We start from the raw sequence: 23,305 nt of genomic DNA on the forward strand, positions 1-23,305 counted from the left end.
TAAGCGCTAACAGCTATGAATACAGAAGCAAAAACAGTCGCCGTGGTGGACTACGGCATGGGCAATCTGCGGTCGGTCTCGCAGGCCGTGCAGGCGGCGGCGCAAGGCAGTGGCTGGACGGTGGTCGTCACCTCCAGCCCCGACGCCGTGCGCGCGGCACAGCGCGTGGTGCTGCCAGGCCAGGGCGCCATGCCCGACTGCATGCGCGAGCTGCGTGAGTCGGGCCTGCAGGAATCCGTGCTGGAAGCCGCAGCGTCCAAGCCCTTGTTTGGCGTGTGCGTGGGCATGCAAATGCTGCTCAACCACAGCGCCGAGGGCGATACACCGGGCCTGGGCTTGATCCCTGGCGAGGTCATCAAGTTCGACCTGGCTGGCCGCACCCAGCCCGATGGCAGCCGCTTCAAGGTGCCGCAAATGGGTTGGAACCAAGTACGCCAAGTGCCCCACGGCGGTGCTGTGCACCCGGTGTGGGCCGGTATTCCGGACAACAGCTACTTTTACTTCGTGCACAGCTTTTATGCGCGCCCGCACAGCGCGGCGCACTGTGCCGGAGAAGCAGACTACGGCGGAGTATTCGCCGCAGCCATTGCGCGCGATAATATTTTTGCCGCGCAATTTCACCCTGAGAAAAGCGCGGAACACGGCTTGGCCCTGTACCGCAACTTTCTGCACTGGAATCCCTGAATCCCTTAACCCGTTCGGGCCGAGTTTCACCTCGCCCTTTTCCTCCCGAACCCATCATGCTGCTCATCCCCGCCATCGATCTCAAAGACGGCCACTGCGTTCGCCTCAAGCAAGGCGATATGGACCAATCCACCACCTTTGGTGAAGACCCTGCGGCCATGGCCCGCAAGTGGGTGGATGCGGGCGCGCGCCGCCTGCACCTGGTGGATTTGAACGGCGCCTTTGCAGGTGTTCCGAAAAATTACAGCGCCATCAAGTCCATCCTCAAAGAGGTGGGCAGCGACATTCCCGTGCAGCTGGGCGGCGGTATTCGTGACCTGGACACCATCGAAAAATACATCGATGGCGGCCTGCGCTACGTCATCATTGGCACCGCAGCCGTCAAGAACCCCGGCTTTTTGAAGGACGCTTGCAGCGCCTTTGGCGGCCACATCATCGTGGGCCTGGATGCCAAGGACGGCAAGGTGGCCACCGATGGGTGGAGCAAGCTCACCGGCCATGAGGTGGTGGACCTGGCCAAGAAGTTCGAAGACTGGGGCGTTGAGTCCATCATCTACACCGACATCGGCCGCGACGGCATGCTCTCGGGCATCAACATCGACGCCACCGTCAAGCTGGCCCAGTCGCTGAGCATCCCCGTGATCGCCTCGGGCGGCCTGTCGAACATGGCCGATATCGAGCAGCTGTGCGCTGTCGAGTCCGAAGGGGTGGAAGGCGTCATTTGTGGCCGCGCCATCTACAGCGGTGACCTGGACTTTGCCGCCGCGCAGGCGCGTGCGGACGAGCTGGGCGAAGGCTGATCTGCGGCAAGCTGCGGGTCTGCAGGGCCCGTGACGCCAGGCCATCAGGGCTTGGCCACTTCTGAATGCTCAAGGGCCTGAACCGGATGCGATATCGGTTCAGGCCCTTGGTGCGTTTGGGGGCTACTGCGGCTTTCCGTTGCCGTGGGGCTCAGCAGCTGGGCAGTGCAGTCCCGGCATTGACCGCTTGCACGGTGCCCACCAGTGCCCCCCAATAGCTGGGTAGGCTGGCCCAGGGGTTGCCCACCTGGGTGGTGGGGTTGTACTGTAGGTCGGTGGCGTATACCAGCCCATGGTTGTAGCGGGCCGTGGCTGCGGTTTGCACCGCGGTCTTCATAGCAGCGCAGGTGTCGGCGTTGTGCACCAACGCTGCGTTGCGCGTGTTGGCCAAGGTGTACATCCACGGTGCGCTGGTGCGTGGGTCAAAGCCCTGGAACGTGGTGGCCGTGCCTTCAAAGCTCACCAGCGCATCTGCCACCCCGGTGTAGGCAGAGGCAGCCGGAATGGCACCTGGGTTGCCAATCACCCGCAGGTTGGCGTTGCGGGCTTTGATGTACTGGTAGATCTCTCGGTAGAACTCAACCTGGCCCGCCGTCGAGGCCATTTCATCCAGAAAAATGCCACTGACCACGGTGCTGCCGTACAGGTCGAAGTACCGGTCGATGTTGGTCTTGATGTCGGCCAGGCTGCGTGTGCCTGTGCCATAGCGGGTGTACACGTAGCCCACCACCTTGCCCCCGGCGTTGACCAGGTTGCGGGCGGCTTGCAGGGTTTGGCTGTCTGCAGCGGTGAACACGCCGTTGGATGGGTTCAGGATGGCGGTGATGGACACCGATGGCACCGCGCTGGCCGAGGTCGCCATTTGCGACCAGCCGGTATTGGTGGACGGATGGAAGTAGGCGGGCACCAGAATCTCCAGCGCGGCAGGTACGGGGCGCAGGTAAATGGTCTGCGTGCCTGTGCCGGTGGTGCCGTTCACTGTGGCGCTGGCTGTCAGGGCCTGGGGCCCTGGGGTGGTGCCTGTCAGGGTGCTGGATGCTGAGCCAGCGCGCGTTTGTGGTGCTACCTGTGCAAAGCTGCCACCCGGCAGGGACAAGGCAACCGCCGTGCCATCGATGGCCGCTGTGCCGTTGACCGTGACTTGTGCCTGCACCGCGATGGGCGCCTGTACCGAAAACACGCCACCGCTGCTGGTAGGGGTGGACACAGTGACCTGCACATTGCTGGCCACCGGGGTGTCACTGCCTCCGCCACCACCGCCGCAGGCGGTTGCCAGGGCTGCCGCAGATAACAGGGATGCAGTACGAAAGAGGGCGTTCAGTGGGGTGTGCATGGCGGCTGTGGGCGGTTTGGGGTGTAAAAAAATGGTACTGCAATTGGGTCACAGCCCAGTGCGTATTTTTGTAAAGCACTTGTGGGCGAGAAGCTGGGCCGCGGGCTACACAGCTTCTGCGCGGGCTGTCACTGCAGCATGAAGGTCTCGTATTCCAGGCGGTTGAGCTGGCGCGTGAGCAGCACAATGCCCGTGCACAGCGTGATGAGCATGGACCCCGCAAAACCGTAGCCATAGAACGCTGCGCCCAGGTTCAGCGTGACAGCGGTGAGACCGATGTTCAGCACCACCATCTCGGCACACAGCAGCAGCACAATGCGGCGCTGGTCCAGGTAGAAGAAGACATTCAAAATGGCCATCAAGCCCACCTGCAGCCCTGCGCCTATGACCTGCACATGCAGCAGGGGCAGGTACAGGCTGGAGATGCCCAGCGCATCCAGCACGGCGGGGCCGGCCACAAAGGTCACCAGCACGGCCAGGGTCTGGATTTTGGCAATCTCCCCCAGCCCCTGCTGTATGGCGTAGACCATTTCATCGCGCATGGACTCGATGTATTCCAGCGATCCGCCGCTGCGCACCGCGTCATAGAACTTGTCGTAGAACTCGACGAAGTCGGTCTCTATGCGCACCAAAAACACCGCCATGCCAGGGATGATGGAGAGGTACGACAGGAACACCGGCAGGTCATAGATGAGCGAGGCGCGCAGCCCGCCGATGATGGGCTCCGATGTGGGCGTGAAGTACCAGAACATGAACTTGTCTGCCCAGATCGCCACGTTGTAGAGCAAGCCCACCAGCACAAGAGACGGATACAGCAGCTTGCGTTCTGCAAAGTCAAACGCAATGAGCCTTCCTTTGGGACTGAACTCGCGCACCACCAGCACCCACATGCCCGCCAGCAGCACAAAGTTGCCCAGCACGAAGCCGCCAAGCAAGCCCTCCAGCCCCCAGGGCCGCATCAACAGCGCCGAGATGACGATGAGGGCATAGGCCCCGCCAAACAAGATGGTGATAGCCCGGTAGCGCTTCATGCCAGACAGCAAAATCGCCAGCACCCACACGCCGCACATGATGCAAAAGCCCGCCAGCATCAGCATGCGATACAGCAGCCGCTCGCCTGGAAATACGACGAACAATGACAGGCTGCCCAGCGCGGCCGCCACACTAATCACCCCCAGCAGCAGCCCGTGCAGGTTGGGAAGTATCGATTCGCGGTGCTTCTCAAACAGCCGGTCAGACACAAAGCGGGTGAAGGCCAGTTGTACGAAGCCCGTCAAAATCAAACTGCACGCCACCAAGTAGGTGACCGAGGTCTGGAACTGGGTCACCAGAAAATTGGGTACCACCACGCTGGCGCTGAAGATCCCCACCAGCAAGATGCCAATGATGGAAAACACCCACGGCCCCGAGCCAATCACCCCCGCATAGGCATAGGCTTGCAGCAGCCCCGTCAGGGTGTTTTTGCGCAGCATCCTGCGCAGTTCAAATCCAATGCCAGCCATGTCAGCAAGCCTCCTGGTTGTGGGGCGTCTTCAGTGCTGTCTCGCCCAGTGCCTTTTGGTAGACGTTGCGGTAGCTGCCAAACATCATGCTGTCGGTGTAATAGCGCTCTACGCGGGCAATGGCGGCTTGGCTGGCTCTGTTCCATTCCGCCGGGTCCCGCAGCAGCGCGATAGCGGCGTCTGCCAAAGCTTGGGGGTCGGCAATGCCGACAACGCTGCCGCTGGCGCCCAAGGCGCGATCGGGTTCGTCCAGCCCCTCGATGAGTTGGCGGCACGATCCCACATCGGTGGACACGGTAGGCACGCCGGCGGCATAGCCTTCCAGAATGACCAATGGAAGCGCTTCGCTGATGGAGGAGAGCACCACCAGCCCGATTTTGGGCATGAGGTCTTCGACCTTTTGAAAGCCCAGGAACTTCACGTGCTCTTCCAGTCCCAGACTGCGCACCAGGTTTTGGCACTCCTGGGCATAGGCTTGGTCCTCGTCGGTGGGGCCTGCAATCCAGCCCTCGGCGTTGGGGAGCTGGTTCACCACACGGCGCATGGCACGGATGAAGGTTTTGACGTCCTTGATGGGCACCACCCGGCCAATGAGACACAGCACAGGTGGTACGTCTGGCGGGCGCTTGTCGCGCATGGGGGCAAAGCGCGCAAGTTGGATGCCATTGGGGATGTTGAAGGTGCGTGCAGCATCGGCCCCGTCTTGCACTTGGCGCAGTCGGTTGGTTTCGTACAGGGCGATGATGGGGTCGGCCGCAGCGTAGCAATAGCGGCCCATCCACTCAAACAGCCGGATCCACATCTGGCGAAAGTACGAGAGTTCGGTGGGATCGCGCTGAAAGACGTTGCGGTTGTCACGAATCCACTCGCTCTTGAGCAAGTCAATCTGCCGTTCTTTGGTGTAGATGCCATGCTCGGACAGCGCCAGTGGAATGCTGCGGGAGTCGTGCAGCAGCGCGCCCAAAAAGCCTGCGTAGCCGGTGGATGCGCTGTGCAGCATCCGCACTGGGATGAGCTGCTCTGCCACGCGGGCCAACGTCCACAGCGGCTGGAACATGATGCGCACGGTCCAGAAGTAGTCCACGAACGATGGGTCGGTGCAGTACTCGCGGTAGGTGTCCCGGATCAACTCCCAAGAGCGTTCGCTGTACAGAAAATCGTCCAGCGGAAATTTGCCCCCTGGCGCCATCTCGCGGGTCACGGCACGCAGCATGTGCAGCGTCTGCTCGGTGCCTGCCTGGCCCTCGCGCAGGGTGGTCACAATGCCCCGCAGCACGTCAAAGGTGGCGGGGTCTCCCTCGCGCGCGCGCGGCAGGTGCTGGGCCGAGAGGTTGTCATACAGAAAGTGCTCTTCAAAGTGCACTACGTTGGCTGGAAGCTCGTACTTGAACTTGCTGTAGTCCGAGCGCTGGCTACCTAAAAACACGATGGCAAACCGGTACTCCGGAAACGCTCGGATGATCTGGTTGATCCAGCTGGAGACGCCTCCGCTCACATAGGGAAAGGTGCCCTCCAGCAGTAGTGCAATGTCCGCTTCCGTGGCCTTGGGGTGGGTCATCGCGCACTCCAGTAGTCGATGACCGGGCGCAGGCGGGGCAGGGCGCTCCATTCGTCCAGTTGCTGCATCAGTTGCCGTGTCTTTTCAAAATCGCGCTGCGCAAAGCTCAGCTCTGCCAGGTACGGCAGCACACGGGTGGCAGGCAGGCCCAATTGCTGGGCTTGGACATAGGCCTCTTCGGCATCCTCCAATTGGCCCAGCGCATGCAGCAGCAATCCGCGCCGCAAGTGGTGTTGTGCCTGGTGGGGTTGCTGCGCCAGCACCTGTTCGCCATAGCGCAATGATTCGCGGATTGCGTATTCGCGCATGTCGCCTTGCGCCAGGTTTTGGTAGACCAGCTCCCAGTACAGCGCAGAGAGCTTTTCCGCCGCTTGCAACCCTGTAGGCCCCAGCGGGTTGGCGCCTTCTTCGGCTTGGGCTGTGCGCAAGGTGCTCAGTTCCTGGTCAATGGAGCGGCTGATGTTGCGCTCCAGCGCGTCGAGCATGCCGTAGGCCAGCAGTCGCAGGTCTTCGCTGGAGTCGTTGAGCACATTGCGTAGCAGCGGCGATGAAATGCGCCCGGACATGTGCTGCAGCGCGACCATGGCACGCATGCGCGAGCGCACAGGCACCTCGCTGTTGCCCAGAACGGCCCGCAGACCTGTTTGGCGAAACCCGCTCTTCATACGCTGGTGCAGGTCAAACTCTGGCAGATGGATGGATTCAAAATCCTCCTGTGGGCGGGCGGCCCGGTAAAACCGCAAGACCAGCGTGCCAATCAAAACACCCACAAAGCCTGCAATGGGTACGGCGTAGCTGCAGACGGCCATCAGCGCCAGCATGGGCAAGCGGGGGCGCGACTGCTCGGCCGTCAGTAGTGGCAGAGTGAACAGCGCCAGCAGTGCGCAGGCACCGGCATGGGCCAGCAGGTAGCTGAGCAACGCCGCGTCGGAGTGGCCGTCGAGCAGCGTAGGGCCTGCCCAGGCAGTTAGCTCCATCAAGACGGCCCACAGCCCCCATTTGGTATTAAGCATGGGCCAACTGCTGGAGTTTGTTCAGCAGGGCTGAGGGCCCGCCGGAGTCGGCCAGAGGCAATTGGTGGGGGTAGATGCCCGCTTGTGCCAGTGTGGTGCCGTCCTTGCGGTCGATCCACTCCTCCAGCCGTGCAATGAACCCTTCGGCGGTGGATGCCTCGCCCAGCGGCATCAGAACCGCGAGGATGTGCCGTGTCTCCCCGGCAATCGCCCAGCTTTCGTCCATGAGGCGCTTGAGACGCGAGAACTGCTGGGGTAAGTCTTTTGCCATGGCCGCCTGGTTGAACTCCAGGGCGACGACCATGCTGGGGACTTGCGTGCTTTGGTGCATGCGCCAAAGGCGTTGCAGCTCAAACGCAAACTCTGGCGGGCACTGGGGCACTTCCTGGATCAGCGGGGCTGCCAGGGCCTGGGTGGAAAGGCCATCGGTGTAGTAACCCAGCAGCAGGTTGATGGTTTGCAGGCTTTCGTCTTGCAACGAGAAAAAGGGCAAGTCATCAATCAGCAGCATGGCGTGCACATCGCCACCAATGTCCAGCAGGGGGGCTGCCACCAGATAGCGTGTGGACTCTTGGCGAACGGTGGCTTGCACCACATGGCACAGGGTTCGGGTTTCCAGTGCTTGGAGCAAGAGTGGGTCTTTGGCATCCAGCGCGACGGGCGAACCGATGCTGGCAACGGCGGTGGTCTCCAGCGTATCGGCGTGCACTTGGTGCAGCGCGGCAGAGCTGATCTGGCAGTACTGTGCCAGCAGGCGCAACAGCGCCTGCGCGTCCTCGTGGGCGTCGCTCAGCCCGCGCAGCGTCTTGAGGGCATCGCGCATGGACATGGGGCGGCCAATCAGCTCCTGCTCCAGCCGGTCGTGTGACAGGCGCAGAAGGTAGTACTGGCGAATCAAATGCTCCAGTCGCTGGTCCAGGTAGTGCTGAACGACCTCCGCACGGCGGGTGCGGGCCCTCCACAGGCTGGAGAACTCGCCCACCAGCATCACGGTGATGAGCCCACCCAGGAAAAAGATTTGGGGAAACTGCTCCATCTGCCCCAGGTTGAGAGCCATCCACGCCAGCAGCAATACGGCTGCCGCCCCCAGGCCCGCCAGCGGCCCGTAGCGCAACGCCACAATGATCGGCGCTAGCCACGACCAGTGGAAATCTGCTTGCACCCCCAAGGGGTCTTGTGGGCTCACCACCCAGCCCAGTGCCACGGCAATGCAGGGCACGGCCAGGGACTCCAGGGCCACCAGCAGCGGGCGGTCTCCCACGGCCGTCAATTTGCCCAAGGGGGCGCCTGCAAAGCCGGGCTTGCGCGCGGGCGATGGTGCGGTGTCTTCGGTGGCGGGCGCTTCGGGTGCGCGGGCGTTGGGTGGCATGCGGGCTCTGAGGTGTTGCTATGGCGGTTTAACGTGCGCCGGACAAACCGGCGTTCAATAGTTCACGGATCAGTTTTTGGGCGACGGCCGACAGCGCTTCTCGGCTCCAGCCAGACTTGCCGCCTGCTCCACTCCACAGGATCTCTCCGCTTTGTACGTCGATGATCTGCAAGGTAAGACCTGCCGCAGGCTCACCGTCTACGCCCACCTTGTAGCGCCACTCGTCCACCGAGCCGCCCAATGCGTAGCGCACCCCTTGCTCTTTGGCCCAGGCCAGCGCTTGTTCCTGGCGTTTGGTGTCTGCCGCGTCAAACAATGCCTCGGCCTGGGCGCTGCTGGTGTAGCGCTTGATGCGCCCCACGCCACGGGCGTGCAGCAAGGCTTCGGCAACGCTTTCAGCGCGGCTGCCGGCCATGGGGGTTTCTGTGTGGTTGGCAAAAGGCAGCACGGTCCAGTCGGCATTGGCCTGCAGGGCAGGTGCCTTGCCGCGGTCTACCGTGGAGCAGGCGACCAGGGCGGTCAACAGCAGCGCAACGGCCATCGCTTTCAGTGGGCGAAGAAGGTGGCCAGGGCGGGATGGGTGTGTCATGGGGTTTGCCTTTCGGTGAAGTCTTCAATGCTCAGAAATGTTTGCGGTAGCGCAGCTGGATCTCTCGGGTCAGGCCTTGGGTAAGATTGCCCCCTTTGCCCAGGCTCCAGCCCAGGTTGAGGTGATCGGCCCCCCAGACGCTGCCAGACAGCCCCAGGCGCAAGCTATAGCCAGGGCCTTGGCGGCTGTGCCAAGTCCTGGCCACGCTGCCATAGGGCTGCAGTGCACGGGTGTAGTCGCGCTCAAAGCGGGTGTTGGTCGAGATTTGCAGGCCGTAGTAGCTGAAGTTCTCCGGCAGGAAGTAGGTGTCGCTCACGCGGCGCACTTCGGGCGGAAGGTACTGCAAAAAGGCCAGGTCCTGGCCAGCCAGCTCGCCGGGGTCACGCCGGTCATACGAATGCTGGGACCAGAACGCGCCCACCTCCAGGCTGGGGGCTTCGACCCGGTATGAGTGCATGTACGTTAAGGCCGAGTGGCTGCCAGAGCCCAGCGCTCCCCCGGTCTGTAGCTTGTAGCGCTCGCGCCAGTGCTCCATGGTGAACTGGTCGATGCGTGATGCCTGGTAGCGCAGGCTGATGCCGGCACGGTCTTTCATCCCGGCCATGCGCATGACGGTGCTTTCTTGCGTAGGCAATTGCAAGCCCAGGTCCATGCGCAGGGTCAGGCGGTTGTCTATGCGCCATTCCTGCTCAATCTGCACGGGCGTGTAGCTGGCCAGGCTTTCGCGCCGCGCCAGCTGCAAGGTGGTGGTCGAGTCGTGGTCCTGCCAGCGCAGGTCCACCTTCACTCCGTGCTCTTGCGATGGATGGCTGAGCTGGGTCGAAAGTCCCACGGTGCGCTCGATGCGGGTGAGGCTCAGGTCCATGGACAGGCGGGGGCTCAGGGCCATGTGCCACTGCGCGGTGGCTTCTGTTTCGTCCAGATCACCCAGCTTTCGCAACTCCAGCTGTGGTCCTGCATGGTCGCTGAAAGCCAGCAGGTTCTCTGTCAGCTGCAGGTGCAGGGGGTTGTCATCGGGTTGGTCTTGCTGTGTTTCAAAGGCCACGGTTTGGGCTTGGCGCAAGTCCTGGATGGCCACTGCTGCGTTGATGCGGTCGTAGCGAGGCAGGCGTTCGCCAAAGGTCTCCAGCAAAGCCCCTGTCGCGGCCTTGTCTTGTTCTGCCAGGGCGACCGTGATGTCGGCCCACAGCGGTCGGTTGGCGCGCAGGCTCTGGCTGCGTGCGTACTGCTGCCACAAAAGTCCGCGCTCTGCTGCATACTGGCCTGCATCTTGCAGCCAGCCTATGGCAGTCTCTGCCGCCGCGTTGGACAGGTTGCCCTGGGCATCACGGTCCAGCCGCAGCAATTCGCGCAGCGTATCAAATGCCGGGTCGCCGGGCTTTTGCTGTAGCAGCAGCCTTGCACGGGCGAGGCGGCGAGTGGCCTCCAATCCCTCTTCGGTCAGCCAGCGCTCACGCGCTTGCGCCCGGGTCATGGCCTGGCCTTGGTGGGCCTGCGTCCACTCGGCAGACAGCAAGTGCTTGCGCATGCGCCATGCCTTGTCTGTCTCCTGGTTCTGGTCCAGCGCATCGGCGTAATTCATCAGCCACAGGAAGTCGCCTTTGCGCTCTGGCATCTGGGGCTTGAAATAGCGTGCCAGGGCCACGGCGGGCAATGACAGTGCTTGGTAGGCCGAACCCAGGGCATCATGCATCTCTTTGTCCTGGCTCCAATCGGGTTCATGGGTGGCCAGCAGCTTACGCAAGGACACGTTGTCGTTGCTGTCGATGAGCAGCCACACAAGGGCCTGGCGCATTTCGGCCGAATCTGGGGCGAGTCGAAGGCCGGCCTCCAGCATCTGTCCTGCGCGAGGGATGTTGCCCGTATTTTGGTAGTACATCCCCGCCAGGCGAAGGAATTGGGGCTCGCGCCACAGGGGTGCGCTGGCGTGGTGACTGGCCTCTTTGGCGGGGGCCAGTTTGTCCAGAAGGCGTTTCACATCGCGCCACTGACTGCGCCCCACATAAGTGGTCATGGCCAGGATCAGGTGGCGTGCTTTGTCAAAGCGGTCCCAGGCCTGTACGGCCACTTCGGCGGCTTGCAGGGGGTGGTCAGTTTGCAGCAGCCGGATGGCTGCGTCGTAGTCCGCAATGGCCGCATCTGGCCTGGTCAGCAGTTGGCGGTAGGCATCCAAGGCCACGGCGTCGCGCTGTTGCCGTTCTGCGAGCAGCCCTGTCATGCGCCAAAAGTCTGTGGCTTCAGGGGTGTCTGGCTTCAGGGTGGCGCGCGCGTTTTCCAGCCATTCCATGGCCAGGCTGGGCTTTCCGCGCACCACAGCCAGGGTTGCGGCGCGCAAGGCGCGCTCAGGGGTCAGTTGGGCGGGGTCGCGCAGCAGCTGCGCCCAGGTGTTCAGCGCTAAATCCATTTGCCCCGATCGCGTGGCGAGGTCTGCCAGCAATTCCAGGTTGGCAGGTGTGGGCGGCTGGTGCGCCAAAAAGTCAATGGCTGGCTGGGGGGTGCCCACCCGCTCATAGGCCATGACCAGTTCTTGCGTCAGTTTGGTGTTGTGTGGCGCACGGCGCAATTCATAGCGCAGCCCTTCGATCAAAGCGGCATCGTCAAACAGGCCCGGTGCGAGTCGCAAGACTGCTTGCCACGCTGCGTCTTTTTGTGTCGCTCGGGCAATGACCAGCCAGTTCTCCAGTGCCACGTCACTGCGCTGTGTCCACTCTGCTACCTGCGCAAGCCTTTCACGCCACTGCAAGTCTGAAGGCGACTGCTGCACCGCAGACCGTGCGACCAACCACGCATCTTCGAGGTTGCGGTTTTCCAGAAAAACCTGGTAGCCCAGGCTGTAGATCTGGTTGTCAAAGGGCAGGCCAGGTCCTGCCTTGGCTGCTGTCTGTCCTTGGCCTTCGGCGGTGGCCCATCGTTGCATGCCCGTGTCGGTGGGGCGGCGGAGCAGGCGTGCGTCCAGCAAATAGGCACGATCTTCGTAGCGGGGCTGCAGGTCGCTTTGTCGGTCCATGGCGAAACCCTCGGCATGGGACGCGGGCACAAGCGTTGGGCTCGCGGGATGCATCGTCGAGGGGGTATCGGCCAGCACCGTGCTACCTGCTTGCCACTGCAACAGCAAAGCCAGGTGGAGCAGTCGCTTGACGTATTGCTCTGCCACTGCGGGCTTGCCTGCTGCGCGTGCCAATTCGACCAAGGTCCGCAGGACTACAGGGTCGGAGTCCAGACCTGCCACTTCTTGCTGTGCCAAGGCCAGAGCCTCCGCAGGCTTGCCAGAGGCCTGCATGGCCGCCACCGCACTCAGGTACAGCGCCTTGGCCTGCTCTGGGTTGGTCGTTGCGTGCCTGGCCTTCATGTAAAGGCTGGCGGCCTGTGGGTATGCGGATACCGCCAGGGCTTCGCGGGCTGCTCGCACGTAAAGTGGCACGGCCTTTTCTGCCGAGTCTGCCGCGTCTCCCAGCCTGCGATAGAGCTGGATGCCCAGCAGCCGATCGCCCAGTTGGAAGGCGTTTTCCGCCAACGCGGGGAGTACATCTGGGGGGACCTCGTCGGCCGTCAGCTCGTGCAATTGCGCTACCAGTTCGGTGCGCCGTTCGTTGCGCGCTTCTGCGTCTGCCTCGGGTATGGCGTGGAAGCCGTCCATGGCATCGCTCCAACGGGTCCAGGCTGTGGGCTTGCGATTGGCGAGAGCTTCCTCTCGTTTCTTGCGCTCTTCTTCCACGGCAACGCGCTGGGCCATCAGTTGCTGCAACTGCACGTTGGTGGGGTCGCTGCGCAGCAGGTTCTTCAGATACGCCAGCGACAGGCTGGAGTCGCGGCTGGACGACACCAGGCGCCTTTCCAAGTCTTGGCGGGGGTACATCAGCCACAGCGCGCCACTGACCAGTACCGCCAGCAAGGCGGTGAGCCAGTAGCTGGCCAGGACGGGGCGCTCAGCGACCGGCGCAGAGGATTTGGATTTGCGCGGCAGCATCAGGAAGGCGGTAAGTGCGCAGGTCGGGGCGCTCTTTTTCAGAGGATTTGGCCGCAGCCAAGGTTTGGCCGTTGGCACTTACCTTGCAAGTAGGCGCCATGCCCGAAAGTGTGAATTGAAGCGGCACGTGGCCTTGTAGGCTGAAGTCGGTGCGCAGGCCCTGCTGTTTGCGTTCCCATTGGGTAATGCGTGCGTTGGCATCGTGCAGCCAAATGCGGGCTTCTGCGGTGGGTCCGCTCGGCACCAAGGCTGAGGCGGGGTTGGCGACCCAAGCCTGTGCTCCGGTCAAATGTACATAGCTGCCTTCCACGCCTTCACTCACACCTGCAACGCCTTCGCTGGTTGACAGGGGCGCCACCATGGCTGCCGCTGCGATGGGAAACCGCAAGGTGCGCAGATGGCCTGCACCGCGCACGCGCCAGCCTTCGCCCTCTATTGCGATGGCGTAGGTGTGAAAGTCTTGAACCTTGCGGATGAACTCGGACGTGAATACCGGGTGCAGGGGCTGGTTCAGTGCCCAGTTGTAGACCTTGCGCAAGGCCTGCAGTCCAGCCACTTTGGAGGCTGAATACGTGTGGTAGTAAATGCCCACAGGCTTTATACGCCTGGGGGTGTCCGTCATTTCAAACGTCTCCAAAACCCTCTCATATCCATAAAAGGGCCCTCTCCACAGATTGGTGAAAATGTTCTCGTTGGCGATTGGGGCATACACCTGAAGGTAGTTGCCCTTGGTGATTCCGTGGGGCCGCACGGCGGTCAGCGAGGGGTTGCCGCGGGAGATGAAGGTGTCCCCCCCGTTGATGTTGAGCAGCCCTGCGTCGTAGGTGGCCTTTAACGCAGCTTCGTTGGGGGCGGTGTCCCCCGTCCATTGAAAGACGCTAACTGGCTTACCTGCGGGGGCAAGATTTTGACGGATGTAATCTGCCGAGCCTGCTGTCTCACGAGTCAAGTCCACTTGGTAGTTGGGAATGTTCAGGTGGTATTCGACTTCATTGCTGTCTGAAAAGATGCCGTGCTTGACATCAGTGTCCCAAAGGTACGGGTGCGAAAAACTGTGGCTGGCAATCTCCACATGCGGCAGCTTGAACATCTTGCGAGCAATGTCCTCTAGTTGCCCGCTTAACTCAGGGTGCAATCCATGATGTGCGACCTCGCCTTCGATCACAGACACGGTTTGCGGAATGCGATATTTCTCCAGTATTTCCTTGAGCAGCACTTGCGCGGCCACTGGCGCTCCGGGCATCTCAGCGCGTGAAGGAAATCCATCGCCGTCAATATGGGCCAAGAGCAGCCTGCGTCCGTTTTCGGTGGTGATGTCGGGTACAGGCATAAATGGCAGCCTCAGTGCTTTCTGCAGAAATTCAAAAGGGTCTACGACCCAGCGGGTTTGCTCGGTGCCAGGCAATTCGTTGTACACGTAAGGGTCCAGCACAAAACCACCCCAAGGCATGAGCGCGGCGGCAACGAAAAGCTGGCCCTTTTGGTCCTTCATTTCAACCAGTGGGATGGCCCGGGCGGCTTGGGGGCCCAACAGACGGGCTGGAGCGGAGTCCTTTTCTACAGGGGGCGGGGGCACCTCCAACCCCATCATGGGGTGCTGCTTTTGTGCTTGCAAAGGGGGGGAGATGCTGAGGCTGGTGCCCTGTATGCCAAACGTGTCTGTCCAAGACTTGTCAGGGGCGAGACCAAAGTCACCGACGATGGCCAATGGCATACCCTGGTTTTTGAGCGTTTGAAGCCATGTGCTGAATTCGCGCCGCAGTGCGCTGGGCATGTATCCGTTGAATGCGGTGACGACACCCGCGTAGCGGTCTCGGTAAATGTCTTTCGGAAGTGGCTTTCGCACATCCGCATAGTCCACCACATACCCCATATGATTCAGTGGCATCTGCAGGAACCGGTGGGCGCTGGTGTAGTTGACGGCAGGGGCTTCGGCCCCGTTGTAGAGGATCAGGATGCGCCGAGGTACCAACTCGAGGGCACCGATACCCACCGTGTCCAAGCGACTGTCACTGACCCAAGGTGTGAACCCATCCGCTTGAATGCGTTTGGCGGTTTCGCGTGCCAACGCTCTATCGTTCGGTGGAACGTAGTCGATCGCCAGCACGGGAATGCCGTCACGGGTCTGAATCGTGCGCAGTTGCGTCAGCAGCCACTGCCTGTCCGCGTCAGGCACCTCTTCATATCGGTTGGCTCCAGCGTTCCAGCTGCGGTAGAGGGACTCGGCAGCCACCATTTCGATCTTGTTTTTGACCCGGGGAACGATGTCAAAGCCCCGGTTCATGATGAGTCGGATGCCAGGAAAGCGTTCGTGCAGCGTCTGGATGACGCGGACCAGGCCCGCTTGCTGTGCGGCTTCGTCAAAATGGCTGGCAAGACGGTAAGAGTCCATCGTGTCCAGAAAGAAACCGCGGTATCCGCGCTGCCACAGCGGTGCGATCACGCGGTCGGCAAAGAATGAGGGCCATGGCGTGGGCGTCTGGTCCAGGACGACAGAGTTCCAGTGGCCATTGCGTGCCAAGTGCCAATCTGCCGGGATGTCTTTGAAATAGCTGCGGCTGGGTTGAACCTCGGCCACCGAGGTGTAGGCGTAAAGCTCGCTCCCCTTGGCGCGCTGGGCGACGGGGTCGTAGCCGTGGTCTGGCTCCACCACGACGATGTCAAACACCTTCAAGTCTTCCAGGGGCGCATTGTGGCCATAGTGCAGTGCAATGGCGGGCCCGGTCTTGGCCGAAGCCTCATCAGTCGCCCACACAAAGGACAGACTCAACGTCAAAAGAAGGAAGCCGCGCAGTGACCAGATCATGGTGTGTGGTGGTAGCTGAGTGCTGTGCATGGTGCAGGACCGACCATCACTTGGCAATGCCTGAGAGCATTCGCACGCCCAGGCTGCTCAATGGGTGTAACGAAAGGTATTGATCTTAGTGCGTGAGGTGTGCACTGAGAGAGCCCTCAGTAGATCAAGGGCTATGATGAATGTATGTGCACACTGATGAAATTTTCTCGGTGTGCCCAAGATAGTTGCAGAGAAGCGCTAGAGCTATCGGGCGAGTTGCCTTGTTAACGCGGCCCTTGTTCATGAGGCGCTGACCATTGTTTGCAATCAGTACGTTGCCCATGTGGGTGTACAGCCACACACCGGTCCCTGGGGCTTTCGGTTTTTGCTTCTTCGTCACCCACCTGCGCGAATGAACGGTGTGGGCGATAGCGATATTTGCTGAACCGAAACTAAACGCGGAGACTTCTTTGGGCCGTTACCACCACCCGCCCCAAACCCAGTCGAACCGCACATCCAATGGCAGGTAGTGGATGCGGTAGCCGGGTGGCAGATCGGCCTGCGGTTTGAGGCGCACCACGATCGATGGCATGCGGGGTGTGAGGGGCGAGACGCGCTCAGCAGGCGTACGTTCTGCCTCTGCAACCACGTCCAGTACCTCGGCGCGCAAGCTGCGGCCATCCATGAAGTGCAGGGTGGCCAGCCTGCCCGGTTGGGCATAGCGTGCTTGTCCGGGGGGCAGGTAGGCGTGTACCAGGGGAGATTTGGCTGTGCCCTGCACCACGGCCACATCGGCACCTGCTTCTACATGTTCCCCGGAACGAACCAGCTGTCGCACAACGATTGCGTCAAAGGGGGCTTTCAATGTCGGTGTTTTGGTGGGTTGGGTCTTGTCGGATTTGGAGGACGTGGCGGTGGTTGGCGTAGTGGGGAGTGTTGCCACACGTGCCTGCGCGAGCAGGCTTCGAGACTCACTGGCCGCAGCGCGGGCCCTGCTGGCTTCTGCTTGTGTTTGCAGCACTACGGCCTGGGCATTGTCGACTTCGTTGCGCGTCGCAGCACCCTGTGCACGAAGGGCTTGTAAGGCTTTCAGTTTTTCCTGTTGGAGCACCAGTTGCTGCAGCGTGAGACGTTGGGTTTCCTCCTGCATCGCCAAACGGATGGCCAGCGGTTGGTTGGGCGCGAATGGATCAGCGATGGGCCGCACAGGGGATTGGGGGTTGGCGGGGGTTGTCACGTCTGGTAACGCCGATGACTCCTGTGCCAACTCCATCAAAGCTTGGCCAGCCCGCAGCCGTTCGCCAACGTCAGCAATGCGTGCAACTTGACCGGCCACAGGCGCCCGAACGACCACTTGTTCGGTCATGACCAATCCGGGCGTGGTTTCCCACCAGTACGACACAGCAAACCGCCCCACAAGGTAGGCGGGAGGTGTGAGCACCATGGCCAGCAGAAGGTACCAGCGCCAACGCGGCACCTGGCGTTTGGAGGCAGCGTAGCGCACGGACAGACCATTGCTCTCCTGTGGAGAGCTGGGAGGAACATCAAACTGTATTTTCAAGGGCGTGCCTCTTTAAATTCTTCCCACGACTGCACGACGATGCCGCCAAAGCCTGGCTCTGAGGACAAGGCCTGTGCCAGTTCCTTCCAGCGTTGCAAGGCGGTGGCTTTGCCGACTGGATGGCTGCTCTCTTGTGGTGACAACGTGCGCTCCATGCTTTGGGCGATGGACCAGCGCAGCCCGCCAGGGTTTTGCAGGCTTTGAAGCGGCGGCAGGCCCTTCACAATTTCAACCACTCGGGCTGGGTTGCTGACGTAGACCATGGCGGTCAGTTCGGTCGCACCTGCCGCGTGCACCTTTTGTGCAAAGTCTGGAGACTCCAGCTCACGGTAGTGGGTTGTCAGACCCAGGGGCCAGGGCACCACGGCGTGTGCAGCGCGCAGGGTTTCTACCACCAGGTCACCCCATTGCGGCTGATCGGCATCGGGCAGTTGGCTGCGCTCCAGGTCCAGTTGCAGGGCATGGAAAGGCAGGTCGCGAATGCGCGCCAGCTGGTCCAGAAGGTTTTGCCTGTGTGAAGGAAGCACCCAGAGGGGCTCGCCTAGCAGCAGCTCAACGGTCAGCCCCCTGTGCTGGGCTTGGATGATGAATTGGCTGAGTTGCCTACGGCCCGCAGGCTGCTCCAGCCCTGCGAGCTGTTTCGCGGTGAAGGACAGTAGAACGCGGCGGCTTTCGGGCGGGAGTGTCCGCAGTTGCTCTGGACGCTGGAGCATGGCATGCCCATCCCACACGTACCAGCCTAGCCTTGCATCGGCGGTGCCTTCGGTGCTTCGCAGCGTGCGTTGTGGTGCTGTTGTTGCCGTGTCTGTTGGGGCATTGGCGACCTGGGGTGATAGCACAAGCAAGGTAGGCGCTAGCGCTGCCGCCAACTTGTCTTGGGGGTTGACGCCAGGATGGCTGCACCCGTTGCTAGACCACGCGGCCAGCGCTAGCTCTGCCACCTCGCTGCGCTCCTGTGTGTCGACAACTTGCAGGGCGACCTGCATGAGAGCGTAGCGGGCTGTGAGCAGGCGCGCGTAGCCGTCACCATCGTCCAAGCGCTCATGCCGCAGCATGGCCACACGCAAGGTTTCGGTGGCGGCGCCCAGCTGTTTCATCGGTGCGGCCGCTTCGGCTTGACTCAGGTGCCACCGGTCCAGGGCTTGTTCCACGCCCTCCAGGAATTCTCCCCGACGCAGTTCCAATAGGCTTTCTGCGCGGTGGCGCTCGCTTTGTATTTGTCCTAGTGTGGCGTCACGCTGCCCGCGCCAGTCCAGTGGCATGGAGATGTCGATACCCACGGAGGTGTTGTGCCCTGGGGAGCCACCCAGGTCCTTGCTAATGCCCTGGGCCACAGACACACCCGCCGCAATGCCTTCTTTGCGCAAGTGGCTTGCAATCTGGTCTGCGGCTTCAAGCTCGAGGCGTGCCAGCAGCACGGTGGGGTGTTCATCGGCTTGTGCCCGCAGAGTCTCGGGGTGGTGGCACGCAGCGGGCCAGGTCAGGGGGGCCGCTTGAACGGCTTGAACCATGCGCCCGGTCAGCCGCGACAGTTCACGCAGCGTTGCCTCTTGCGCTGCGCGTTGAGCCCGGAGCGTGGCCTCCGCTGCGTCAAAGGTGGCCATCAGCCCCAAGCGTTCCGCCTCCAGCATCCAGCCGGCTTGAGTGCGGCGCTGCAGCAGGCCCTGTGTGGTTGACTGTCCCGCCATAAAGGCCTCGACAAGCGCAACGCGCTGCCCGCTGCGCAGGTGGCGCACGTAGGCGCGGCGTACCGCTTGCACGGCCTCGTTTTGGGTTTGCTGCAGGCGCACGTGCCTTGCCGTGGTCGCTTGTTCCGCTTCGCTTACGCTGCGCCGCTGGGCTTCACGGCTGCCCAGCAGGGGCCACCGCACGCCGACCTGCATCTGTGCCCGCTGGTAGCTGCGGCTGGTGGTGTCGGTCACGGCCTCGCGTGCATTGCCCAGGTTGGCCCCACCAAACAGGCGACCACCTTGGCTGGCTTTGGCAGCTTCTGTGCGATGTGCTGCCAGGTCTTTTTCTGCCAACGCAACGCGCACGGCGGGGGCTGCGGATTGGGCCCAAGTTTCAAGATCTGACAACGGTACTGCGTTGGCCCATGCCGTGGAGGCATGCAGTCCCAGCCAAAAGGCCACGACAAAGGGTGTGCGGGCCCAAAAATCCTTGCGTTTCAACATGTCAGAACTTGGTTTTGCGCAGCACCCACCACGGTGCCATTGAGGAGTCGAGGTGCGAGTTCAGAAAAAGCTCCTGCAGGATGGAGAAGGCGCAGTGGATGCGGTTGACAAAAGCGAACAACGGCACCAAAGGCAGAAAGCGCAGGTAGTCCAGATCCTCTACAGGTCGTTCAGAGACGGCAATCACGTAGAGCATGAAATAAAAAAGAATGGCGCACAGATAGACCAAGTAGATAAATGCCAGAACGCCCAGCACCGCCCCGATGGGCAGTGTGAAGAGCATCACCCCGGTGTAGGCAACGATCAGAAAAGGCATCAGCACTTGCATGACCAGCCCGTTGATGGCCACAAATAAAAAATTGCGCCAACCCAGCAGCCTGGGCCTGAGGTTGAAGCGGAACTTGCGGATGAACAGGTAGAACATGTCCCCGTCCCACCGCAGGCGCTGGCGAAAAAAGATGCGCCAGGTGTCGGGTGCATCGGTGTGCCCCACGGCATGTGGGTCAAACACGATGCGCAGCCCGGGGTGTCTGCCAAAGTACTGTTTGATCCGCGTGGTCATGTCCAGGTCTTCGGCCGACCCCGCATCCCACCCGCCCAGGTTGCGGATGAACCCGGTGCGGAATACGCCAAAAGCGCCCGAGATGTTGTTGACGATGTTGAACTCGGAAAGGCCTGTTTTGCCAGCACCGATCGACAGGATGTATTCCAGCGCCTGCAGCCGGGTCACCAGCGTTTTCTTGGCGTTGCGTACACGCAGGTTGCCTGCCACGCCCACGACGCCAGGGTCGTCAAAGTGGCGCGTTGCGTTGCGCACCATGTCGTTGTCGAATGACGTGTCGCCATCCAGCGCCATGACGATCTCGCCCGTGGCGATGGAAAGCCCTGCATTGAGGGACGACACCCGTCCCCCGCGTTGCCACTTGGGCAGCACCACCAGTGCCCGCTTGGCCTGCCCTGCCAAAAGCCCGCGGGCATTGCGCGCGGCCAGCAAGGTGGGGCGGTTTTGAATGGCACCGTCAATGACCGCAATGATCTCGATGTGTCCCGGGTACAACTGCTGCGCCAGCGACTGAATGGTCTTGCGCACGTCTTCGCCTTCCGAATAGCAGGTCACTACACAAGACACACGCGGGTAGCGTTCACGTTGCCGTTCGGGCCTGTGCCTGCGCAGGCCGTAGCGCACCATGCCGGCAGTCACCAGCAGAAAGAAGGGGGCCTCCAGGAGGACGACGAAGGGAAAGAACTTCCAGGCCAATTCCAGCCAGTTTTGCTGGGTGGAACTGGCAAACAGCGTGACGAAGGCAAAAACTACCTGATCCCACATGGGTCAATCCGCGTTCTGAAGGCGGCCCATGAGTTGCACAGCGGTATCGTGATTTTGCAGATCGTGAGGGATCTGCAAGTGGCGAATGCGCACGCGCAGAGCCGCTTCCCCATGCTGGCTGGATTGCTCTTGCAGCACTTTCTGCAGCCGCGCTGTCAGGCCTTCGGGGTGAGAGAACGGCAACATCAACCACAAACGTTCTTCCTGGGTGCGCGTGGTCAGGTCCGAGGTGCGCAGCAACTCGTGCAGACGGCGTGCAAACTCGTCCAGCATGAGGAAGACGCGCGCAGCCCCTTGCTTTTCTATCACTTCGGCCGCGTTCTGGAATTCCACGAGCATGAGCGCGAAGTGCATTTCCTTGTGGCGGGCGTGGGTGGCCAAAGCCCAGTCCAGCAGACGGCGGAAGTACGCTGGCTCCACATAGTTGGCGGTGTCCAGGGCTGCGAACGACTCACGGATTTGCCCCGCCCTGAGGGCGGCGCGCCCATGGGCGCTGAGCCTGAGCGAGGCGATCTCGCGCACGTCCAGCGCATTGGGTTCGGTGGTGTTGCGGCAGTCCAGGCACCGTGCCACCACGCTGGTCTCGACAAACACATGGTGGCAGCTGCCGCAAGCGTATTGGGTGAGGGGGCGGTCGTAGTCCACGCCAATGTGACGCAGTGCTGTGCTGCATTTTGGGCAGGTCAAGCCGCCGTCGTCGTGAAAATCATCCTCGGGCGCCACGTGGCCGCAGGTGAAGCAGTGCAGCGATGGGGCCTTGTTGATCTGGATGCTGGAGCAATGGGGGCACACATCCAGGTAGTGGATGTGGGCGCTGCCACAGGCTCTGCAGTGGCGTGTGCGGTCGATTAGTTCGGCAGGCTCCAGCAGGCGCCGCCGCGACAGTGTGGCCAAGCAGGCCGCTACGTCGTCCCCTTCGTGTGCCAAGGCCTCTACCAGGGGGTAGCGGTACAACTGTGCGCTGTTGCGGTCGCACAAGGGCGTCAGCTCTGCGCCGTCGCGCAGGTACATGAAGTACAGCACCCGCTCGTCAAAATGCAGTCCAGAGGGGTCCAGCTTGAGGCTTCTGCGCGCCGCAAGGGCCCGCTCTCCTGCCGCAATGGCCTCGCTCAGTGAGCCTGTAGCATCTGCCCACGTCGGCTGGGGCTCAGTGCTTTCCGAAACCCAGATTGGGCGATCCCACCATGGGCTGTGCCGTATGGATTCGCACAGGGTGGCCACGTCCGGCCCGGTCCAGCCGTCAAGGTAAAAGCCCAACGGGACAAAGCCCGAAGCTACAAACGCGGGCCACGACGCAAAGGCCGTCGCATCGCGCTCGCGAGGAAGCAGGGTGCCGGAAGGGCGCAGCACCACGGTGCTTTCAAGTGCAGAAGGGGGTGGGTGTTGCAAGGAAGAGATGCCCGTGGATGGGTTCATGTTCATGGGTTGGGCACCATTGTGTAGTGCTGGACATGGGCAATTGTTAACAATGCTGATCGATCGCACCCGATGTAGTGGCGCTTTGGCCTCTGCTGCGTCTATGGCGCGGCCAGTATAGTGGCGGGCCCGGAGCGGGGTCGTCCGTTCTATCCACATCCTTAGGAGCGCAACAGCGTGATTCTTGTAACCGGCGGAGCAGGCTTTATTGGCTCACACACCTGTGTCGCTTTGGCGAATGCAGGCATTCCATTTTTGGTGTTGGACAACCTTTGCAACAGCCGACCCTCGGTGCTGGAGCGCGTGGAGCGCATCACGGGGGCGCCTGTGCCTTTCATCGAGGGTGACATCCGCGATGCGGCTCTGCTGCGGCGCGTGTTTGCCGAGCATGCCGTGGAGGCGGTCATCCATTTTGCGGCGCTCAAGTCTGTGGGCGAGTCCGTGCGCGAGCCGCTGCGCTACTACGACAACAATGTGGCGGGCACCGTGGCCTTGCTCGGCGCCATGCGGGCTGCGAATGTGCGCACGCTGGTGTTCTCCTCGTCGGCCACGGTGTATGGCGACCCGGCTTCTGTGCCCATCCGCGAGGGCTTTCCTCTGTCTGCCACCAACCCCTATGGCTGGAGCAAGCTGATGATGGAGCAGGTGCTGGCCGATGTGGACGCCGCCGAGCCCGGGCAATGGCGCATTGCGCGCCTGCGGTATTTCAACCCGGTGGGCGCCCATGCCAGCGGGTTGATCGGAGAAGATCCGCAAGACATTCCCAACAACCTGCTGCCCTATGTGGCCCAGGTGGCCGTGGGCCTGCGCGAGGCGCTGAGTGTGTATGGCGGCGACTACCCCACGCCCGATGGCACCGGGGTGCGTGACTACATCCACGTGTGTGACTTGGCTGATGGGCATGTGGCAGCGCTGCGCTACTTGCGCGAACATCCAGGCTTGCTGACGGTGAACCTGGGCACGGGGCGGCCCGTGTCGGTGTTGGACATGGTGCGTGCATTTGAGCGTGCCAGTGGCCGCCCCGTACCCTATCGCATCGTGGACCGCCGCCCTGGCGATGTGGCCCAGTGCTGGGCCGATCCGGCCTTGGCCCAGCAGCTGTTGGGCTGGTCTGCACAACTGGGGTTGGATCAGATGTGCGAAGACGCGTGGCGCTGGCAAAGTGGCGTGGCCGCGAGTTTGCAGCGCTGAAGCGTCTGCACAGGCTGTGCGCCGTGGTATCTTGCGCGGCTGCGC

15 protein-coding genes are annotated in these 23,305 nt (G+C 62.0%); 3 read left to right on the forward strand and 12 right to left on the reverse strand.

What is annotated here, in order from left to right:
- Nucleotides 1-15: 15 nt before the first annotated feature.
- Together hisH and hisA are read left to right on the forward strand one after the other, a co-directional pair.
- Nucleotides 16-684 (forward strand): imidazole glycerol phosphate synthase subunit HisH, encoded by a 669-nt coding sequence (hisH, locus tag C8C98_RS12105; RefSeq protein WP_121454487.1) that lies wholly within the window; start codon nt 16-18, stop codon nt 682-684.
- Between the two features lie 56 nt (nt 685-740).
- The gene (hisA, locus tag C8C98_RS12110; protein WP_099743168.1) at nt 741-1,484 is read left to right on the forward strand and encodes a 1-(5-phosphoribosyl)-5-[(5-phosphoribosylamino)methylideneamino]imidazole-4-carboxamide isomerase; all 744 of its coding nucleotides are present in this window, start codon (nt 741-743) and stop codon (nt 1,482-1,484) included.
- A gap of 151 nt (nt 1,485-1,635) precedes the next feature.
- Here hisA and C8C98_RS12115 read toward each other — a convergent pair whose 3' ends face one another.
- From C8C98_RS12115 to C8C98_RS12170, 12 genes are all read right to left on the reverse strand, one after another.
- On the reverse strand, nt 1,636-2,817 hold the full coding sequence (locus C8C98_RS12115; RefSeq protein ID WP_121454488.1) for a spherulation-specific family 4 protein: 1,182 nt from the start codon (nt 2,815-2,817) through the stop codon (nt 1,636-1,638).
- A 128-nt stretch (nt 2,818-2,945) separates the two neighbouring features.
- Nucleotides 2,946-4,319, reverse strand: coding sequence for an exopolysaccharide Pel transporter PelG (gene pelG / locus C8C98_RS12120; RefSeq protein WP_121454489.1), 1,374 nt, complete (start codon nt 4,317-4,319; stop codon nt 2,946-2,948).
- Nucleotide 4,320: 1 nt separating this feature from the next.
- Nucleotides 4,321-5,877, reverse strand: a complete 1,557-nt coding sequence (pelF, locus tag C8C98_RS12125) for a GT4 family glycosyltransferase PelF (RefSeq protein ID WP_121454490.1) — start codon at nt 5,875-5,877, stop codon at nt 4,321-4,323.
- Nucleotides 5,874-6,890, reverse strand: a complete 1,017-nt coding sequence (locus C8C98_RS12130) for a hypothetical protein (RefSeq protein ID WP_121454491.1) — start codon at nt 6,888-6,890, stop codon at nt 5,874-5,876. The genes pelF and C8C98_RS12130 overlap by 4 nt, the downstream gene beginning before the upstream one ends.
- On the reverse strand, nt 6,883-8,259 hold the full coding sequence (locus tag C8C98_RS12135) for a PelD GGDEF domain-containing protein (RefSeq protein WP_121454492.1): 1,377 nt from the start codon (nt 8,257-8,259) through the stop codon (nt 6,883-6,885). The genes C8C98_RS12130 and C8C98_RS12135 overlap by 8 nt, the downstream gene beginning before the upstream one ends.
- A 28-nt stretch (nt 8,260-8,287) precedes the next feature.
- Entirely contained in the window at nt 8,288-8,848 is a 561-nt protein-coding gene (locus C8C98_RS12140) for a penicillin-binding protein activator LpoB (protein WP_121454493.1), read from the reverse strand.
- Nucleotides 8,849-8,879: 31 nt separating this feature from the next.
- Nucleotides 8,880-12,815, reverse strand: coding sequence for a tetratricopeptide repeat protein (locus tag C8C98_RS12145; RefSeq protein ID WP_199726588.1), 3,936 nt, complete (start codon nt 12,813-12,815; stop codon nt 8,880-8,882).
- Complete coding sequence (locus C8C98_RS12150) at nt 12,775-15,621, reverse strand: bifunctional glycoside hydrolase 114/ polysaccharide deacetylase family protein (protein WP_121454494.1); 2,847 nt, start codon at nt 15,619-15,621, stop codon at nt 12,775-12,777. Before C8C98_RS12150 ends, C8C98_RS12145 begins: the two co-directional genes overlap by 41 nt.
- A 448-nt stretch (nt 15,622-16,069) precedes the next feature.
- Nucleotides 16,070-17,152: an HlyD family efflux transporter periplasmic adaptor subunit gene (locus C8C98_RS12155; protein WP_121454495.1), complete on the reverse strand. Its 1,083-nt coding sequence runs from the start codon at nt 17,150-17,152 to the stop codon at nt 16,070-16,072.
- Complete coding sequence (locus C8C98_RS12160; protein WP_233574531.1) at nt 17,149-19,326, reverse strand: TolC family protein; 2,178 nt, start codon at nt 19,324-19,326, stop codon at nt 17,149-17,151. Before C8C98_RS12160 ends, C8C98_RS12155 begins: the two co-directional genes overlap by 4 nt.
- A 1-nt stretch (nt 19,327) precedes the next feature.
- A complete protein-coding gene (locus C8C98_RS12165; protein ID WP_121454496.1) occupies nt 19,328-20,653 on the reverse strand; it encodes a glycosyltransferase in 1,326 nt (441 codons plus the stop codon).
- Nucleotides 20,654-20,656: 3 nt separating this feature from the next.
- Nucleotides 20,657-22,075, reverse strand: a complete 1,419-nt coding sequence (locus tag C8C98_RS12170) for a diguanylate cyclase domain-containing protein (protein ID WP_121454497.1) — start codon at nt 22,073-22,075, stop codon at nt 20,657-20,659.
- 171 nt (nt 22,076-22,246) lie between these two features.
- Here C8C98_RS12170 and galE point away from each other — a divergent pair, with 171 nt between their 5' ends.
- Nucleotides 22,247-23,260: a UDP-glucose 4-epimerase GalE gene (gene galE / locus C8C98_RS12175; protein WP_121454498.1), complete on the forward strand. Its 1,014-nt coding sequence runs from the start codon at nt 22,247-22,249 to the stop codon at nt 23,258-23,260.
- Nucleotides 23,261-23,305: the final 45 nt, after the last annotated feature.

This window comes from Acidovorax sp. 106, assembly GCF_003663825.1.
Taxonomy (GTDB): domain Bacteria; phylum Pseudomonadota; class Gammaproteobacteria; order Burkholderiales; family Burkholderiaceae_C; genus Acidovorax.